The sequence below is a fragment of the Methyloligella halotolerans genome (assembly GCF_001708935.1).
Classification (GTDB): domain Bacteria; phylum Pseudomonadota; class Alphaproteobacteria; order Rhizobiales; family Methyloligellaceae; genus Methyloligella; species Methyloligella halotolerans.
This window is the reverse complement of record NZ_MASI01000003.1, coordinates 260,322-277,664: the sequence shown is the minus strand read 5'-3', so window position 1 is coordinate 277,664 and position 17,343 is coordinate 260,322. Positions and strand designations below refer to the sequence as shown.

Here is a 17,343-nt window from a genome sequence, read left to right as displayed (position 1 = left end):
CTTCGCCGTTAACCATCCAGCCCTTGCAGCGCAGCATCAGTCAGTTTAAGCCACGCCATAATTCTGCCGATCCTTGGGATGATCGGCATGTCATGCGCAGATGAGCGCAATACTTTACCTGTTCATTTGAGGTTAGGACGAGAAGTGACCGAGACCGCTTCCAGCGAATCCGAAGAGCCGAAACGCCTGCTGTCCGTGAGGACCCGCTGGATAGCGCTTGGCGTCCTGCTCGTCCTCATGGTGGCCGGCATGTTCGGCTACTGGCAGTACCGCACCTACTATCCCAGCACCGAGAACGCCTATATCGGCTCCGACATCGTTCGGGTCGCCCCCGAGGTGAACGGCGTCGTCAAATCGGTCTACGTCGATACCGACGAGAAGGTGAAAGAGGGCGATCCGCTCTTCGATCTCGACCCCACTCTCTACGATGCCGCCGTGCGCGGGGCGAAGGCGCAGTTCGATGCAGCCGCCGCGGCCTCCGGCACCGCCGCCGACGAGCTGAAGAACGCGGCCGACGCCCTCGACAAGCAGCGCCGCGCCCTCGACGAGTCCCTCGCCAGCTACCAGAAGGCCAAGGACGACCTCAAGCAGGGCGCGACCACCTCCGACCAGCTGACCCAGGCGGAGAAGAGCTGGCGCGACGCCCTGAAGGCGTATGACGATGCCGCGAAGGCGTTCGCCAAGGCCCAGGATGCCGATCTCACCATCTCAACGCCGACGGTGAAGCTCCGGGCCGCGGCCGCCCAGCTCCAGAAGGCGATCTACGACCGCATGAAGACCCACGTGCTGGCGCCGGGCGGCGGCACGGTCTCCACGGTCAACGTCCGCCCCGGCACCACCGTCGGCCAGGGCCGTCCGCTCTTCGCCATCATCGAGGGCGATCACTGGTGGGTCGACGCCAACTTCAAGGAAACCGACATCGCCCGCCTTCATGCGGGCCAGGACGCCGATATCCACCTCGATATGTATCCGGGTGTGAGGTTCAACGGCGTCGTGGAAAGCATCAGCCCCGGCACCGGCGCGACCTTCTCCGTGCTGCCGCCGGAGAACGCGTCGGGCAACTGGGTGAAGGTGACCCAGCGTTTCCCGGTCCGCGTGCGCATTCCCAAGCCGGATCAGCACAAGGGCATGCCCTTGCGCGTCGGCGCCACTGCCACCGTTACCGTCGACACGACCGAGGGTGACAAGGGTGAGGGCGACGGTGCCGCCGCTGCTGCCGCCGAGAATGGGGACGCGCAGGCCGCTCAATGACGGAAGCCACCGCCGAAGTTCCAGTACCGCTCGTCCCCCAGCCGGAGGTTCATCCCAAGCCCTCTCTCGCGCTGGTGGTCGCCGTGGTGCTGGCCGCGGTGCTCGAAGTCCTCGACATCACCATCGTCAGCGTGGCGACCCCTCATATGCTGGGCGCCTTCGGTGCCACCCAGGATCAGATCACCTGGGTGCTGACCTCCTACCTGGTCGCCTCCGCCGTGGTCATGCCCCTGACCGGCTATCTCTCCAAGCGCTTCGGCAGGCGCCGTCTGCTCACCGGCTCCATCCTTGGCTTCGTCGTCGCCTCAGCCCTGTGTGGTACGGCTTGGAACCTGGAAAGCATGGTCGTGTTCCGGCTGCTCCAGGGCGTGTTCGGCGCGCCGCTGGTGCCCCTGAGCCAGGCCATCCTGCTCGACGCCTTCCCCAAGGAAAAGCACGGCCAGGCCCTCGCCATCTTTGGCCTCGGCATCATGGTGGCGCCCATCCTGGGGCCGACCTTCGGCGGCTGGCTAACCGAGACCTTCGTCTGGCGCGCAGTCTTCTACATCAACGTGCCGCTCGGCATGTTCGCCCTGCTCCTCGCCATGGGCCAGCTTCCCAAGTCGCGCACCCAGGACCTCAACACCGACTGGACTGGGCTCTTGTTATTGGTGGCCTGCGTAGGCTCCCTGCAATTCGTCCTCGATCAGGGGCAGTCCAAGGGCTGGTTCGATTCAAAGCTCATTGTCGTGCTGACCGCGGTCACGGTCTTTTCCGGGATCGCCTTCTTCATGCGCGGCTGGAACTACTCGAAGAACATCGTCGACCTGTCCCTGGTGAAGAACCGGAACTTCACGGCCGGGCTGATCGCCATCATGGCATATGGCGTCACCCTCTTCGGCTCCATCGCCATCCTGCCGCTCCTGACCCAGCGGCTGATGGGCTACCCGCCCATGAGCGCCGGCATGCTGTTCATGCCCCGAGCCGTGGCCAGCGCCATCGCCCTGGCCATCACCGGCCGCATCCTGCTGAACTTCATGGACGCCCGCATCCTCGTCGCCAGCGGCATCATCGTCTCCGCCATCGGCACCATGATGCTGGCCGGCCTGACCCTTCAGGCGGACGCCTGGGCCATCGCCTGGCCGGGCGTGATCGCCGGTATCGGCATGGGCATGTTCTTCGTGCCGCTCACCACCGTCGCCTTCAGCGATATCCCGCGCGACAAGCTGGATGAGGCCTCGGGCTTCTTCGCCCTCACCCGCGGCATCGGCTCGTCCATCGGCATCGCCGTGGTCAGCTGGCTGCTGGCGCGCCAGGGCCAGGTGCATTGGAGCCAGCTGACGGTTCACGTGAGCCCGTTCAACCCCGAGCTGCGAACCTATCTGAACCAGGCAGGCCTCGATCCCGACGTGCCTTCCTCCATGGCGCCCCTCGTGATCGAGATCGCCAAGCAGGCCCAGCTCCTCGCCTTTGTCGACCTGTTCTGGTTCATCGGCATCGTGACCTTCGCGATCCTGCCGGTGGTCTTCATCATGAAGCGCACCCAGACCGACGGGCCCATGGTCATGGCGGCCGGCTAAGCGCCTTCCCGGCCTCGCCGCACCCAGCCCCAAAAGAAAAAGCCCCCGGACGGATCCGAGGGCCTTTCATCCAAGAAGCGAAGCGTTTCGCCTAGCTCTCCATCGAGAACTAGAAGCAGGCCCGTGCGCCCGACGTGCAGACATAGGGCGAAACCACGCCGTGCCAGCAAACCGTATGGGTCTGGCTCGTCACGATATCGGGCTTCACGTAGAGGTCCGGCGTGACCTCATCCCGCCAATAAGGCTGCGGCTGCATTTTGCGCGGGCTCAGGCTGACCGAGCGCACACGATACTGGGACTTGATCCCCGCCACGGATTGCGCGACCGAGTCTTGAGCGCGCGAAATCGCAGTCTGTTGATCGAAGCCGTCAGCCGTTCCAGAAATACCGACGCAGCGCGCCTGCGCCGACGCGTGAAAGGTCATGCCGATAACGGCCACCAAAAGCGCCATCCCAAAGACGCGAGTAAACGAGCCCATCCAACCGGTCCCCTCTGTTAGCGTTAAGAAGAAGTCTCAGAATATATCGCTGCCGCTCCCTCCGCAGTATCGTAGACAGGCCGAGAGAGAATTCCTCTGCGACTGTAGCCGTCACGCCACACAGTTCGGAAATCGCGCCGAGACCGCACAAGAGGCTTGAGATGAGCGAAAAACTGGCCCTCATCACCGGCGCATCCAGCGGCATCGGCGCTGAAACCGCCAGACAGCTCGCCGCCAAAGGTCATCGCTGCCTCCTGCTCGCCCGCGACCGCCAGCGCCTCGAAACCGTCGCGGAAGAGATCCGCAAAACGGGTGGCCGCGCCGATGTCTACCCCGTTGACCTCGCCGACGACCGCGCCGTCCAGCGGGCGGCCGATGCGCTTCTCGAAGAGGCCGGCGTTCCCGACCTCGTCATCAACAATGCGGGCGCGGGCCGCTGGCGGCCCTTTCTGGAGACGAGCACCGAAGAGGCCGTGAAGATGATAGCCGTGCCTTATTTCGCGAGCGTCTATCTTACCCGCGCCCTGCTCCCGGCCATGGTGGATCGCGGCTCCGGGCGCCTGGCTTTCGTCGCCTCTCCCGGCGCCTATTTCGCCTGGCCCAACGCCAGCACCTACATCGCCGCCCGCCACGCCGTGAAGGGTTTCGCGGAAGCGCTGCGCACGGAGTTGAAGCCTCAAGGCATCGGCGTAAGTCTGATCGTCCTCGGCACCGTAGAAAGCGCCTACTGGGAGCACAATCCCGGCAGCCGCGAGAACCTGCCCGAGACCGACGAACGCCTGTTGCCGACCCTGAGCCTAGCGGAGGCTGCCGAGGCCATCGTCGAGGGGGTGGAGGCCGGCAAGCCTGTGATCGTAAAGCCGGCCCTCTACAAGGCGCTCTTCCTCCTCAATGCCATCGCACCCGGCCTCGTCGCGAGCCAAATCCGCAAGGCATCCAAGAAGGCGTGGAAGAGGGCCTAGGCCGCTTTATTGAGCTCCTGCTGAACCATCTCCGTATCGAGCTTGCGCCCGTCCAGCGCCTCGTCGGCCACCGGGCCGAAGCGCTTCAGAAGCCGCTTCATGTATGTCCGGAAGCGGTAATGCTGGATCTCGAATTTGTGCCACATGGTGCCCTTGTAGGGGATACCGTGGCCGATATCGGGATGCGCCTCCCTCTTCAGCTTGGCGAACCACCTGGCTTTCTCCGGCGCTCGAACCATCGAGACCAGATAGCTCCCGATCAGCTTCGCCTGGTAGTCGGCGAGCTGCCAGACGCCCCCCTCCGCCGGTTCGAATAGCCCGACCACGAAGAAGTCGTCCGCCGTCCGGTCGAAGCAATGCAGGAACAGCTTTGAACGTCCCGCCTCGTCGAGCACGTGGGATTCGTCCATGAAGGGGAAGGTGAGATCGTAGCCGGTCGCGAAGATCAGCATGTCGATCTCTTCGCTCGTATCGTCCGTGAAATGCACCGTCTTGCCGTCGAGGCGCGCGATGCCCGGCTTCGCCGCGATGCGTCCATGCACGATATGGTCGAGATAGGTGGTGCAGGCGGTCGGATGGGCCTCGAACAGATCGTGATCCGGCTCCGGCAGACCATAGCGATGGTGGCGGCCGACAAGCACACCCATCCCCATCCGGTAGAGCCAGCGCATCGCGCTGCGCGGCAAGGGCCAGCGGCTCGTCAGATCGACGAACTGATCCGTCGGCTTGCCGAGCACCATCTTCGGGAAGAAGTAGTAGCTGCGGCGCATGCTGTGGACGGCGCGTCCGTTCTCCGCCGCGGCATCCGAGAGGATATCGACCGCGGAGTTGCCCGCGCCCACCACAAGCACCCGCTTGCCCCGGAGCTGCTCCTTCGACTTCACATCGTGGGAGTGGATCGTCTCGCCGGAAAAGTCGCCGTCGTATTCGGGCAGGCGCGGAGACCAATGGTGCCCGTTCGCAACGATCAGCCCATCATAGTGCTTTCGCGGGGCCTGGCCCTTCACGGTGACGTTCCAGCCGTCCCGGACGCGCTCCGCACGCACCACCTCGGCGTTGAAGGTGATCTTGTCGTAGAGACCGAAATGCTTCGCGTAGGCGCGCAGATAGTCCTCGGCCTGGGCCGCGCTCAGATAGTACGGCAGATCTTCTGCGGCCTTGAAATCCCGGTACCGCGTCAGCTTCATCGACGAGTTGAGATGGGTGGAGTGGTAGACCCGGTGCGGGCTTTCCTGGTTCCAGATACCGCCCACATCGCCGAGCCGCTCGAAGCAGTCGAAGGCGATGCCGCGCTCGGCAAGGGCCTTCACCACGGGCAGACCGCAAGCCCCGGCGCCGATGATGCAATATCGCTTCTGCTGCGTAGTCTCGGACACTGCAAACCCCTCGCCCGAACTCCTGGACACCACAACCGTCCTTTAACATGAGCGCTGGACCGAAACAGCCCCAACCGGGCCGCCGCCGCGCGAAGCGGCAAAAAGCCCCGGCCACCTGCAGGGATTGCCTGTTCTACGGGGTGGCAGCCCGCGCCGTTTCAGTTAATGTCCCAACCGCTTTGTTTGGGGGATGGCATGGAAATTCGCCACAACGTCAAGATCAAGAGCTGGGACGGAACCTGGGACTATAGCCCCAAGGTGCTGGTGAAGCCGGAGAGCGCGCAGGATCTGGTTGAGATCCTGACCAACAAGGATCGTTTCCCCTCGCCCGTGCGGCCGAAAGGCTCGATGCATTCCACCGCCCGCATGAACGGCGACGAAGGCACCATGGTCGACATGCTGGGGATGAACCGAGTCCTCGAGATCGGCGATGGTACGGTGACCGTCGAGGCCGGCATCACCTTCCTGCCTTTGGCCCGCGAGCTCCGCAAGCACGGTCTCCAATTCCACGTCATGACCGAGATCGGCAACGTGACCCTGGGCGCCATGGCGACGGCAGCCACCAAGGATTCCTCCTTCCCCGACGAGTTCGGCCAGATCTCATCCTACGTCACCGCCATGCGCTACGTGACGCCGGCCGGCGAGATCCGCGAGATCAACGAGACGGACAACCCGGAGGAGATGTATCTCATGCGCTCCTCCTACGGGCTGCTGGGCATCGTCTTCGAGATCACCATCCGCACCCGCCCGACCGAAGCGCTGTGGCTTCGCCACCGCAATCTCAGCCTGAAGGAGTTCCGCGAGCGCTTCCCCCAATACAAGGCCGACGGCTGCGCGGTGATGTATTACATCTTCCCCTACGAGAAGCGCGTGGTCGTCGAGCTCAAGAAGGACAATCCCTCCGAGACGCCGAAGCAGCGCCACCGCTGGCAATACCGCAACCGGTTCTGGCGCAAATACGACCCGCTGATCACCCGTAAGATCGAGGAATGGGCGCCCAACAAGGCGATCCGCCACGGTCTGGACCGCATCCATTTCAGTCTGCTGCGCCTCGGTCTCTCCCGTCTCATCGGCGGTGACAAGACCTGGCCTCACGAGCAGATCATCAGCTATCCCCGCGACCCCGGCCTGAACAGATACATCTTCAGCATGTGGTCGTTCCCGGAAGAGGGCTTCTTCGACATCCTGGAGCGCTATTGCGACTTCCTGATCCAATACGAGGATCGTACGGGGTATCGGACCAATCTGCCGAGCGTCGGCTACTCCGTCGCCCAGGATCGCAACAACCTGTTCTCCTACACCTGGAACAGCGCAGGCCTGAGCATCGATCCCGCCTCTACCGGCGGCAAGGAGTGGGAGACCTTCCTGAAGGCCTACAATGCGTTCTGCAGCGAGAATGGTGGTACGCCGCTATTCAACCAGACGCCGTTCCTGACCCGCGACCAGGTTCAGAACGCATTTGGCGAGGAGCGTCTGACGAAGTTCAACGAGGCGCGCCAGATGGCCGATCCCGAAGAGCGCCTTCTCGACCGCTATTTCCGCGAGCTGCTGTAGCCCGTTATCAGTCGGTACCCTGAGAGCCGATGACTCCCCCTAAAGCGGACGGAACTCGCTGATCCCCGCCTCGCGCTGGAAAAGGATCATGTCGAGCGACGGCGCATCGCCCGTCAGCCGCGTGAGCATCGCGTGCACCTGACCGCGGTGGTGGGTGTGGTGATTGAAGAAATTGACGAGCAGCCCGCCGAGCGGCTGACGCACCTCCGCCGGGTTGGACATGGTCCGATAGACCAGATCGCCCGCGATATCGTTCTCGCCGAGCCCCGCCACATAGTCGGCGATCCGCTGGTCCGCCGCATTCCGCGCAGCGCGAAGATCGCCAAACGCCTCATGCTGAATGGCGTCCAGCCGGTCCGGATTCGGACCCTCGCCCGTGAAGCGACGCATCCAGATATAATCGGCCGTCAGGAGATGGTTCAGGGTGCCATGGATGGATCCGAAGAACGCGCCGAGATCGGCGCGATAGTCCTCATCCGGAAGCGCTTCGACGGCGTCATACACCCGGCCGTTCGCCCAGACATTATAGCCCGCCAGCATTTCGATCGTCGGCTTCATGCTCACCCCATCGCCTTGATGAACGCGCGGATCATCGCCCGTCCCACGCCGTTCGGCATGGCCCGCACCAGTTTCAGGAACAGCGCCACCTGCACCGGGAAGGCGATCTCATAGGGCCGCCCGGGGAGCCTCTTCAAGATGCGCTTGGCGCAGCGCTCCGGGCTCATCACGAAATGCTTTTTGCCCTCGTAGGAGGCATTGAGCTGCGTGTCCACGAAGCCCGGGCTGACCAGGGTGATGTCCACCCCCGTCTTGCGCAGCTCCAGGGCAAGGCTCTCGGCGAGGTTGATGATCGCCGCCTTGGAGGCTCCGTAGCCGCCATTGCCCGGCCAGCCCGTATAGCCAAAAAGCGACCCCATCAGCGCGATGTGACCGCTCCGCCGCGCCAGCATGGCCGGCAGCGCCGATGCCACCGTGTTCATGACGCCGGAGACATTGAGATCCATCGTCTTCGCGAAACCGGCGACGTCCACATCGTCGATGTCGAAAGGCTCGTACATACCCGCGCCCGCGATCAGGAGATCGATTGCGCCGAGTTCGCCGGCGATCTTGGCCGCGCAGTCCTTGAGGGCGTCGGCATCCAGCACATCGGCCGGATACGCCGTGATATTTTCATGCTCGGAGCCAATCCGGTCGAGCGCCTCGGACGGCCGCGCCGTTGCGGCGACCTTCACGCCGCCATCGGCCAGGCGCCGGGCGACATCGCCGCAGATCGCCCCCGACGCGCCGGTGATCCAAGCAACTTTCCAGGGATATTTGTCGGCCATTGCGCCCCTAATCCTCGAAGGGATCGTGCACCAGGATCGTGTCGTCCCGGTCCGGACTGGTCGAGACGAGCGCCACGGGCACCTCGATCAGCTCCTCTAAGCGCTTGACGTATTTGATGGATTGGGCCGGAAGATCAGCCCAGGACCGCGCGCCCGCGGTCGATTCCGACCAGCCGTCCATGGTCTCGTAGATGGGCTTGATCCGCGCCTGTGCCCCTTGGGCGGCCGGAAGATGGTCGAGGCGTTCCCCGTCCAGCTCGTAGCCGATACAGACTTTCAATTCGGACAGCCCGTCGAGCACGTCGAGCTTGGTCAGCGCGATACCGGTGATGCCGCCGACCTTGGCGGCCTGGCGTACCAGGCAGGCGTCGAACCAGCCGCAACGCCGCGCGCGACCCGTCACCGTGCCGAATTCGTGGCCGCGCTCGCCGAGCCGCTGTCCCGTCTCGTCGAACAGCTCCGTCGGGAACGGCCCCTCGCCGACCCGCGTCGTGTAGGCTTTGGCGATGCCGAGCACGTATTGGATCGCACCCGGGCCGACCCCGGATCCTGTGGCGGCCTGGGCGGCGATCGTATTGGACGAGGTCACGAACGGATAAGTGCCGTGGTCGATATCCAGCAGCGTGCCTTGCGCGCCTTCGAACAGGATGCGCTTTCCGGTCCGCCGCTTCTCGTCGAGCAGCGCCCAGACCGTGTCGGCATAGGGAAGCACCTTCGGCGCGATCTCGGCGAGCTGGTCGTAAAGCTCGTCGCCGTCGATCTCTTCTTCGCCCAGCCCGCGGCGAAGGGCGTTGTGATGGGTCAGGATGCGCGCGAGCTTGGGCTTGAGACTGGCCAGATCGGCGAGATCCATCACCCGGATCGCGCGCCGGCCGACCTTGTCCTCGTAAGCCGGGCCGATGCCCCGCTTAGTCGTGCCGATCTTGCCGTCGCCCGCCGCCGCCTCGCGCAGCGCATCCAGCTCGCGATGAAGCGGCAGGATCAGCGTGGCGTTCTCCGCCAGCCGCAAGTTGGTTCGGTCGATGGTAACGCCCTGGCCCTGCAGCCGTGCGATCTCGTCGGCCAGCGCCCACGGATCGACGACCACGCCGTTGCCGATCACCGACAGCTTGGTGGACCGCACCACGCCCGAGGGCAACAGCGAAAGCTATAGGTGGTGCCGGCGATCACGAGCGTGTGGCCGGCATTGTGGCCGCCCTGGAAGCGCACCACGACATCGGCGCGCTCCGACAGCCAATCGACGATTTTTCCTTTGCCTTCGTCGCCCCACTGGGCGCCGACGACCGCAACATTGGCCATGGGGCCGCTGCTCCTGTCCTGACATCAAAAACGGCCCCGCGGTTCTCGGGGGCCGTGTCGTCTTATAGCGTGAGGCGTTCCTCGATGCGAGTGGTGAAGCGCCGCGTTCGCCGTCCCCTCAGGGGATCGATCCGCTCGCTGAACGCTCCGTGCGGAGACAGCTCGCAGATCGAGATGTCTTCGAGAGCAATCAGGCCGCCCGCGCGATCGCCTGCTTGGCTTGGGCGAATCCCCAATCCAGCCACGGCATCAGCAGCTCCAGATCGCTGCTCTCCACCGTGCCTCCCGCCCAGAGGCGCAGGCCCGGCGGCGCGGTTCTGTACGAAGCGATATCCTTCGCCACGTCCTCCGCATCGAGGAGACTCGCGATCGCCCGCGGGAAGGCCGCCCGGGCCTCCGCCGGCAGAGACAGAACGTCCGGATCGACCGCCTTCAGGCAAACGCTGGTATTGGAGCGCGTGGCCGGATCGACGGCGAGATGCTCCACCCAGTCCGTGCGCTCGACCCAGGCATCGACCACGGCGGCATTCGCATTCGCGCGCGCCATCATCGCATCCAGCCCGCCGATGCTCTCCACCCAGGAGAGCGCATCGAGATAGTCCTCCAGACACAGCATCGACGGCGTATTGATCGGCGAGCCCTCGAAGATCTCCTTCAGGAACACGCCGTCATGGGTGAGCCGGAAGATCTTCGGCACCGGCCAAGGCGGGGTATAGCTCTTCAGCCGCTGCACCGCTCTGGGGCTGAGGATCAGCATGCCGTGCGCCGCCTCGCCTCCAAGCACCTTCTGCCAGGAATAGGTGATGACATCGAGCTTCGACCAGTCCAGTTCCTGGGCGAAGATGGCAGACGTGGCGTCGCAGATCGTCAGGCCCGCCCGGTCAGCGGCGATCCAATCCGCGTTGGGGACGCGCACGCCGGACGTCGTCCCGTTCCAGGCAAACACCACGTCGCGCTTGAAATCGACCTGGTTCAGATCGGGCAGCTCGCCATACGGCGCCACCATGGCACGCACATCCGTCAGCTTCAGCTGCTCGACGATATCCGTGACCCAGTCGGCGCTGAACGCCTCCCAGGCGAGCACGTCGACGCCGCGGGCGCCGAGCATGGTCCACATGGCCATCTCCATGGCGCCCGTATCCGACGCCGGCACGAGCCCGATCAGATAGTCGTCCGGCAGCCGCAGGATCTCGCGGCTCTTCTCCAACGCCAGCTGAAACTTCGCGTGGGCCACCTGGGAACGGTGATTGCGGCCGAGAGCCGCCCCTTGCAGATACTCAACCGACCAGCCGGGATGCTTCGAGCACGGACCGCAAGAAAACCTTGGATTTTCAGGGCGTTTGGAGGGTTTGGGGGACATGAAGAAACCTCGCTCAGGCGGTGATTCGCCGAACTGAAAAGGCACAGTATCTATGGCCATAAAGGCAGCTTCACGCCGAGGTCAAGCAATGCCGCCGCAACCCTGGCAGAAGCGGCAAAAAAAGAGGCTGCCCGCCGGGACCGGCGGGCAGCCTTCTGTTCGTTCCCTGCTCGGAACGGGATGTATGTAGCCGGGCTACTTGAAGGCGACCGGCATCGGGGCAGCCTGGCCGCAGCAATGATCGAACTTCCAGCGCACGCCCAGCATGACGTCGTGGGAGTCGATATCCTCGAACTCCAGACCGTCGGCCGTGCCGCTGCCGTCATAGGCGATCACGGTGTCGCTCATGGCGTCGCCGAGATTGATGTAGCGATAGGCCAGGTCCAGGGTCACACGGTCGTTCACCTCGAAGGCGAAACCGGCATGGATCGCCCAGGCGAATTCCGTCGTGGCGTTCGTGTTCGCATAGGCGACGCCCAGGTTCGGAACGTTGATATCGGTGAAGTTGCCGATGTAGTTGCGCGAGAAGCCGATACCGGCGCCCACATAAGGCGTCAGGCCGTTCCAGCACACGATGTCCCAATAGATGTTGCCCAGCATGGCCCACGACTTCAGGGTCGCCTCGTAGTCGTTGGTGCCCGAGAAGCCCGGACCCTCGTAGGAGTCGAGACCGTGGAAGGTCGCGCGGTTGCGGTATTCAGCCGTGGCATCCCAGCGGAAATGCGGGCTCAGCTTGGAGCCGAAGCCCAGACCGCCGAAGCCCGATGCCTCAAAGCCGAGATTGTGGAAGGTGAAATCCGCGGTATCGAAGGCGGCATTGTCGATGCTCGAAACGTCGTAGCTGGTCGAGCCAAGGAAGCCCTTGAAGTACCAGCCCTGATCCGTGCAGCAATCGCTCGCGATCGGCGGCGGCGCAGCGTCGATCATCGGCGGCGGAGGCGGCAGTCCCAGATCTGCCGCGTGTGCGCCGGCCACCTGGCAAAGCACCAGGGCGAAAGCGCTCAATGCAACTCGTGTCTTTCCCATTTCTGTCCCCTTTTTTAGCAGCCAGGCCCGCACCGAGCGGGAGCATCACGGGCTGTCTCAAAACGGGACTATGAACAGGAATGGTTAATCGAGTTCTAATGCAGGTTCCGCAATAGAACGATTGCGCAGGAATCCGCCAAAGCTCGGCCGCAGCCGAGCAGCCTGAAGTAACCGTCCATTAATACTTCGGAAAGGATTTGTTAACGTCTCGCCGCGCTTGGCAATGCAGCTCAAGCGGCCGTCCGGAGAACCTCGACCAGCTCGTTTACGACCGTCTGCACCAGGCTGGCATCGGCACCCTCGCCCATCACGCGGATCACCGGCTCCGTGCCAGAGGCCCGCACCAAGAGCCGGCCGCTATCGCCAAGCCGCGCATTGGCGTCCTTGATGGCACGCTCGACGTTGACATTGTCCAGCGGCGAAATCCCGGATTTGTACTCCACATTCTCCAGGATCTGAGGCATGCGCTCGAATCGATTGCACACCTCGCTGACCGGCTTGCCGCTCTGGGCCACGACGGCCATCAGCTGCAGCGCCGTCACCAGTCCGTCCCCGGTGGTCGAGAAATCCGAAAGGATCACGTGGCCCGACTGCTCGCCGCCGACATTGTAGCCGTGCTGGCGCATATGCTCGACGACATAGCGATCGCCGACCGGGGTGCGCTCCACCGTCAGCCCGAGACCCTCCAGATATTTCTGCAGGCCGAGATTCGACATCACCGTGGCCACGATGCCGCCACCGGCGAGACGGCCGCGCTTCAGCCAGGATTCGGCGATCACCGCCATAAGCTGATCGCCGTCGATCACCTTGCCGGTCTCGTCGGTCACCACGACCCGGTCCGCATCGCCATCCAGCGCGATGCCGATATCGGCGCGCACTTCGCGCACCTTGTTGGCCAAGCTTCCGGCGCGGTGGACCCGCATTCCTTGTTGATGTTCAGGCCGTTCGGCTCAACGCCGATCTGCACCACCTCTGCGCCGAGTTCCCAAAGGGCGGCAGGCGCCACCTTGTAGCCCGCGCCGTTCGCACAATCGATCACCACGCGGAGACCGTCGAAGCGGAGATTGCGCGGCAGGGTACGCTTGGCAAACTCGATATAACGCTCAGACGCGCTGTCGATGCGCTTGGCCCGGCCGATCCGATCCGGCGGCGCAAGAAGCTCGCTCACATTGCTGTCCATCAGCGCCTCGATCTCGAGCTCCCTGTCGTCTGAGAGCTTGTAGCCATCGGGTCCGAACAGCTTGATGCCGTTATCGATATACGGATTGTGAGAGGCCGAGATCATTACGCCCAGATCGGCCCGCAGCGACCGCGTCAGCATGGCCACGGCCGGGGTCGGCATCGGGCCGAGCTGGAACACGTCCATGCCGACCGAGGTGAAGCCGGACACAAGCGCCGATTCGATCATGTAGCAGGAGAGCCGGGTGTCCTTGCCGATCACCACCCGGTGGCGGTGCTGGCCGTTGGTGAACAGCTTGCCCGCCGCCATGCCGACCCGCATCGCGATCTCGGCCGTCATCGGGTGAGCATTGGCACTTCCGCGGATACCATCGGTTCCGAAATAGCGACGAGACATGTTGAACCCCCAAAGATCTGGCGCGCGGCAGTCGAGACTTATCGGCCTTGAGGCAAGTTCTACCGAAACTGGCGGGATTATGCCTTTCAAGATCGGCACTATCCCTTCAATTCATGTAAGCGAACTTTACAGCGGCCACTGCACCGCCGACTGTTCAAAAAGGATCAGTTAACCCTGGGTGGCGGTGTTGGCGGGGCTTCCCGTCACGCTTCCATACCAAACTTCAAGCGCTTGCCTGGTCGCCGCCACATCGTGCACCCGCAGGAGCTGAACGCCCTGGGAGGCGGAGGCGATGGCGATGGCCTGGGAGCCGGGCTCCCGGTTGCGCGGGTTCTTTTCGCCGATCACGCCTTCGATGAAGCGCTTCCGCGACGCGCCGACCAGAACCGGCACGCCGAGCCCGTGAAAAATCGAAAGATGCGCCAGAAGCTCCAGATTGTGATCGAAGTTCTTGCCGAAGCCGACTCCCGGATCGGCAATGATCCGCTCCTTTGGGATGCCGGCCGCCGAGACCGCGGCGATACGCTCTGCCAGGTAGTCGTAGACTCCAGAACCACGTCCGCGTAGGTCGGATTCTTCTGCATGGTCTTAGGCTCGCCCTGGGCATGCATCAGCACCAGGTCCATGCCTGTATCGACTGCGGTCTGTAGACTTTCCGGATCGTAGGTGAGAGCCGAGACGTCGTTGAAGATCGTCGCCCCCTGCTCGGCCGCCGCCCGGGCCACCGCCGCCTTGCGCGTATCCACCGAGATGACGGCTTGCACGCCCCTCAGGTCCTCCAAGACCGGAACGACCCGGGAGAGCTCGTCCTCGCCCGGCACGGTCTCCGAGCCTGGACGGGTGGATTCGCCGCCGATATCGATGATTTCCGCGCCGGCCTGGATCAGCTCGGCAGCATGGTTCACCGCCGGCTCCTTCTGGTCGAACAATCCCCCGTCGGAGAAGCTGTCGGGCGTCACGTTGACGATGCCCATGAGCACCGGCCGCCCCGAGCACAACCGCGATGCCGGGATCCCCGCGATCCCCTCCCGCGGCGCCGTGACACGCCCGATCGCTTCGTAGAGCTCGCGGTCCTTGGTCTGGGAAAGATCGTTCGCCGCCACCATGCGGCGCTTGGAAGAACCGGGCTCCCCTTCGATCACCTCGGCGAGTGTGAAGGCGACCGGCCCGCCGGCGATGGGCAGAGCGAAGCCTTCCGCCTGGGCGGTCTTGGCCGCCGGACCGTAAACGAAGCCAAGCGGCCTCAGATAGAGACGTGACATGGTGGGTCCGAACTCCCGGATTCGATCCTGGCCCCTGAAACGACGAAGGCCACCGTCCGTCAAGGGCGATGGCCTTCCAGTCCGATGATGATCGGCCCTTAGGTCTGCGGCTGCGGCTCCATACCGCCCGTGCCGGGCTCGGGATCCGATTTCTTCTTCTTGCCGCGCCCGGCCGCCGGCACCGCCGATGATGCGCTGGGCTTGCTCGGCGTATCGTCTGCCGATTCGCGCTTCGGCGGCTTGCCGTCCAGCAGATCCTTGATCTCCTCGCCCGTGAGGGTCTCGTACTCGATCAGCCCCTTGGCGACGGTGTGCAGATCGTCCAGATGCTCATCGATGATCTTCCGGGCACGGTCGTACGCCTCGTCCACGAAGCGATGGATCTCTTCGTCGACCATGGCCTGGGTGTCGTCGGAAAGATTCTGCTGCCGCGCCACCGAATGGCCCAGGAACACCTCTTCCTCGTTCTCGCCATAGGCAAGCGGCCCCAGCTTATCGGACATGCCGAACTGGGTGACCATGGCCCGCGCCAGGTTCGTCGCCATCTTGATGTCGGAGGACGCGCCCGACGTGACCTTCTCGTAGCCGAAGATCACCTCCTCGGCCACGCGTCCGCCCATGGCCACCGTCAGATCGGCCATCAGCTTGCCGCGGGTATGAGACAGCACGTCCCGCTCCGGCAGGCGCATGACCATGCCCAGCGCACGTCCGCGCGGGATGATCGTCGCCTTGTGGACCGGATCGGAATACTGCTGATGCAGAGCCACCAGGGCGTGGCCGCCCTCGTGATACGCAGTCAGCATCTTCTCCTCGTCCGACATCACCATGGACCGGCGCTCGGCACCCATCAGGACCTTATCCTTGGCGTCTTCCAGCTCGGCCTGGGTGACCAGACGCTTAGAGCGTCGTGCCGCCAGCAGGGCCGCCTCGTTCACGAGATTGGCCAGATCGGCGCCGGAGAAGCCCGGCGTGCCGCGCGCGATGGTCTTGAGATCGACATTCGGCGCCAGCGGGACCTTGCGGACATGGACGTTGAGGATGCGCTCGCGGCCGATGATGTCCGGACGCGGCACCACGACCTGACGGTCGAACCGGCCGGGACGCAGCAGCGCCGGATCCAGCACATCGGGACGGTTGGTGGCGGCGATCAGGATCACGCCCTCATTCGCCTCGAAGCCGTCCATTTCGACCAGCAGCTGGTTCAGGGTCTGCTCGCGCTCGTCATTGCCGCCGCCGAGACCGGCGCCGCGATGACGGCCGACAGCGTCGATCTCGTCGATGAAGATGATGCAGGGCGCGTTCTTCTTCGCCTGCTCGAACATGTCGCGCACACGCGATGCACCGACGCCGACGAACATCTCCACGAAGTCGGAGCCTGAGATGGTGAAGAACGGCACGTTAGCCTCGCCGGCGACAGCCCGCGCGATCAGCGTCTTACCCGTGCCGGGAGGCCCGACAAGCAGCGCACCGCGCGGAATGCGTCCGCCCAGCCGCTGGAATTTCTGCGGATCCTTCAGGAACTCGACGATCTCCTGAAGATCCTCCTTCGCCTCGTTGACGCCGGCGACGTCCTCGAAGGTCACGCGGCCCTGACGCTCGGTGAGCAGCTTGGCCTTCGACTTGCCGAAGCCCATGGCCCGGCCGCCGCCGGACTGCATCTGGCGCATGAAGAAGATCCACACCGCGATCAGGAGCAGCATCGGGAACCAGGAGACCAGCACGCCCATCAGCGAAGGAACGTCGTCCTCCGAAGGCTTGGCGGTGATCTTCACGTCCTTGCTGTAGAGCCGGTCCACCAGCCCGGGATCGTTCGGCGCATAGGTCTGGAAATTGCGCCCGTCCGAATAGTGGCCGGTGATCTGGTTTCCCGCGATGGTGACGTCCTGCACGCTGCCGTTATCGACATCGCTCAGGAGCTGCGAGAAGCTGATCTCGGACCCGCGGACATGATTACCGGGGCTCTGGAACAGATTGAAAAGGGCAATCAGCAAGAGACCGATAAAGACCCAGATCGCGAAGTTACGGAAATTCGAATTCATCGATTGCCCTGATTGTTTAGATGAGGACGCGCTGTCGCCGCCGATCTAGTTGACTTGCAAGTCTACTTCCAATGCAAGCAAATCGCCGAAGAGCCTCCGCCGAGGGTTAAAGATAGGCACAGCCGAACCATTTGCCAACCGGCAGAAACTCCCCGTCTCTAAAGCGGACAAGGCGCCGCACCGGCTCGAAGAACACGGATAATCTAACCCGGAACGGTGCATTCTTTCTCAACGCGCAAACGACAGCTGGAAGCCAGCCTGCCGCAGCCGAGCCGC

Annotated in this window: 11 protein-coding genes and 3 pseudogenes; 4 read left to right on the top strand and 10 right to left on the bottom strand. The window is 63.9% G+C overall.

What is annotated here, in order from left to right; translation table 11 throughout:
- The first annotated feature begins 144 nt into the window (after positions 1–144).
- Both A7A08_RS07715 and A7A08_RS07710 read left to right on the top strand, forming a co-directional pair.
- Positions 145–1,251, top strand: a complete 1,107-nt coding sequence (locus tag A7A08_RS07715) for an HlyD family secretion protein (protein ID WP_069094921.1) — start codon at positions 145–147, stop codon at positions 1,249–1,251.
- Positions 1,248–2,810: a DHA2 family efflux MFS transporter permease subunit gene (locus tag A7A08_RS07710; protein WP_083226564.1), complete on the top strand. Its 1,563-nt coding sequence runs from the start codon at positions 1,248–1,250 to the stop codon at positions 2,808–2,810. Before A7A08_RS07715 ends, A7A08_RS07710 begins: the two co-directional genes overlap by 4 nt.
- Positions 2,811–2,919: 109 nt before the next feature.
- Here A7A08_RS07710 and A7A08_RS07705 read toward each other — a convergent pair whose 3' ends face one another.
- The gene (locus A7A08_RS07705; RefSeq protein WP_141693899.1) at positions 2,920–3,288 is read right to left on the bottom strand and encodes a hypothetical protein; all 369 of its coding nucleotides are present in this window, start codon (positions 3,286–3,288) and stop codon (positions 2,920–2,922) included.
- Positions 3,289–3,449: 161 nt separating this feature from the next.
- Here A7A08_RS07705 and A7A08_RS07700 point away from each other — a divergent pair, with 161 nt between their 5' ends.
- Positions 3,450–4,250, top strand: a complete 801-nt coding sequence (locus A7A08_RS07700; RefSeq protein ID WP_069094919.1) for an SDR family NAD(P)-dependent oxidoreductase — start codon at positions 3,450–3,452, stop codon at positions 4,248–4,250.
- Here the strand turns inward: A7A08_RS07700 and A7A08_RS07695 are convergent.
- On the bottom strand, positions 4,247–5,626 hold the full coding sequence (locus A7A08_RS07695; protein ID WP_069094918.1) for a flavin-containing monooxygenase: 1,380 nt from the start codon (positions 5,624–5,626) through the stop codon (positions 4,247–4,249). The two genes, A7A08_RS07700 and A7A08_RS07695, sit on opposite strands and share 4 nt — an antisense overlap.
- Positions 5,627–5,821: 195 nt before the next feature.
- Between A7A08_RS07695 and A7A08_RS07690 the strand changes: the two genes are divergently transcribed.
- Positions 5,822–7,180, top strand: a complete 1,359-nt coding sequence (locus tag A7A08_RS07690; protein ID WP_069094917.1) for an FAD-binding protein — start codon at positions 5,822–5,824, stop codon at positions 7,178–7,180.
- A gap of 39 nt (positions 7,181–7,219) precedes the next feature.
- Here the strand turns inward: A7A08_RS07690 and A7A08_RS07685 are convergent, their stop codons facing one another.
- The 8 genes and pseudogenes from A7A08_RS07685 to ftsH all read right to left on the bottom strand — a co-directional run bounded on the left by A7A08_RS07685 (position 7,220) and on the right by ftsH (position 17,067).
- Positions 7,220–7,738: a DinB family protein gene (locus A7A08_RS07685; protein ID WP_069094916.1), complete on the bottom strand. Its 519-nt coding sequence runs from the start codon at positions 7,736–7,738 to the stop codon at positions 7,220–7,222.
- Between the two features lie 2 nt (positions 7,739–7,740).
- Complete coding sequence (locus A7A08_RS07680; protein WP_069094915.1) at positions 7,741–8,505, bottom strand: SDR family NAD(P)-dependent oxidoreductase; 765 nt, start codon at positions 8,503–8,505, stop codon at positions 7,741–7,743.
- 7 nt (positions 8,506–8,512) lie between these two features.
- Positions 8,513–9,804: pseudogene (locus A7A08_RS07675) on the bottom strand (adenylosuccinate synthase).
- A gap of 190 nt (positions 9,805–9,994) precedes the next feature.
- Positions 9,995–11,164, bottom strand: a complete 1,170-nt coding sequence (locus A7A08_RS07670) for a phosphoserine transaminase (RefSeq protein ID WP_069094914.1) — start codon at positions 11,162–11,164, stop codon at positions 9,995–9,997.
- 195 nt (positions 11,165–11,359) lie between these two features.
- Positions 11,360–12,190: an outer membrane protein gene (locus tag A7A08_RS07665; protein WP_069094913.1), complete on the bottom strand. Its 831-nt coding sequence runs from the start codon at positions 12,188–12,190 to the stop codon at positions 11,360–11,362.
- 230 nt (positions 12,191–12,420) lie between these two features.
- Positions 12,421–13,766: pseudogene (glmM, locus tag A7A08_RS07660) on the bottom strand (phosphoglucosamine mutase).
- A 168-nt stretch (positions 13,767–13,934) separates the two neighbouring features.
- Positions 13,935–14,740 (bottom strand): annotated as a pseudogene (gene folP / locus A7A08_RS17330) (dihydropteroate synthase).
- Between the two features lie 386 nt (positions 14,741–15,126).
- On the bottom strand, positions 15,127–17,067 hold the full coding sequence (ftsH, locus tag A7A08_RS07650; protein ID WP_069094912.1) for an ATP-dependent zinc metalloprotease FtsH: 1,941 nt from the start codon (positions 17,065–17,067) through the stop codon (positions 15,127–15,129).
- Positions 17,068–17,343: the final 276 nt, after the last annotated feature.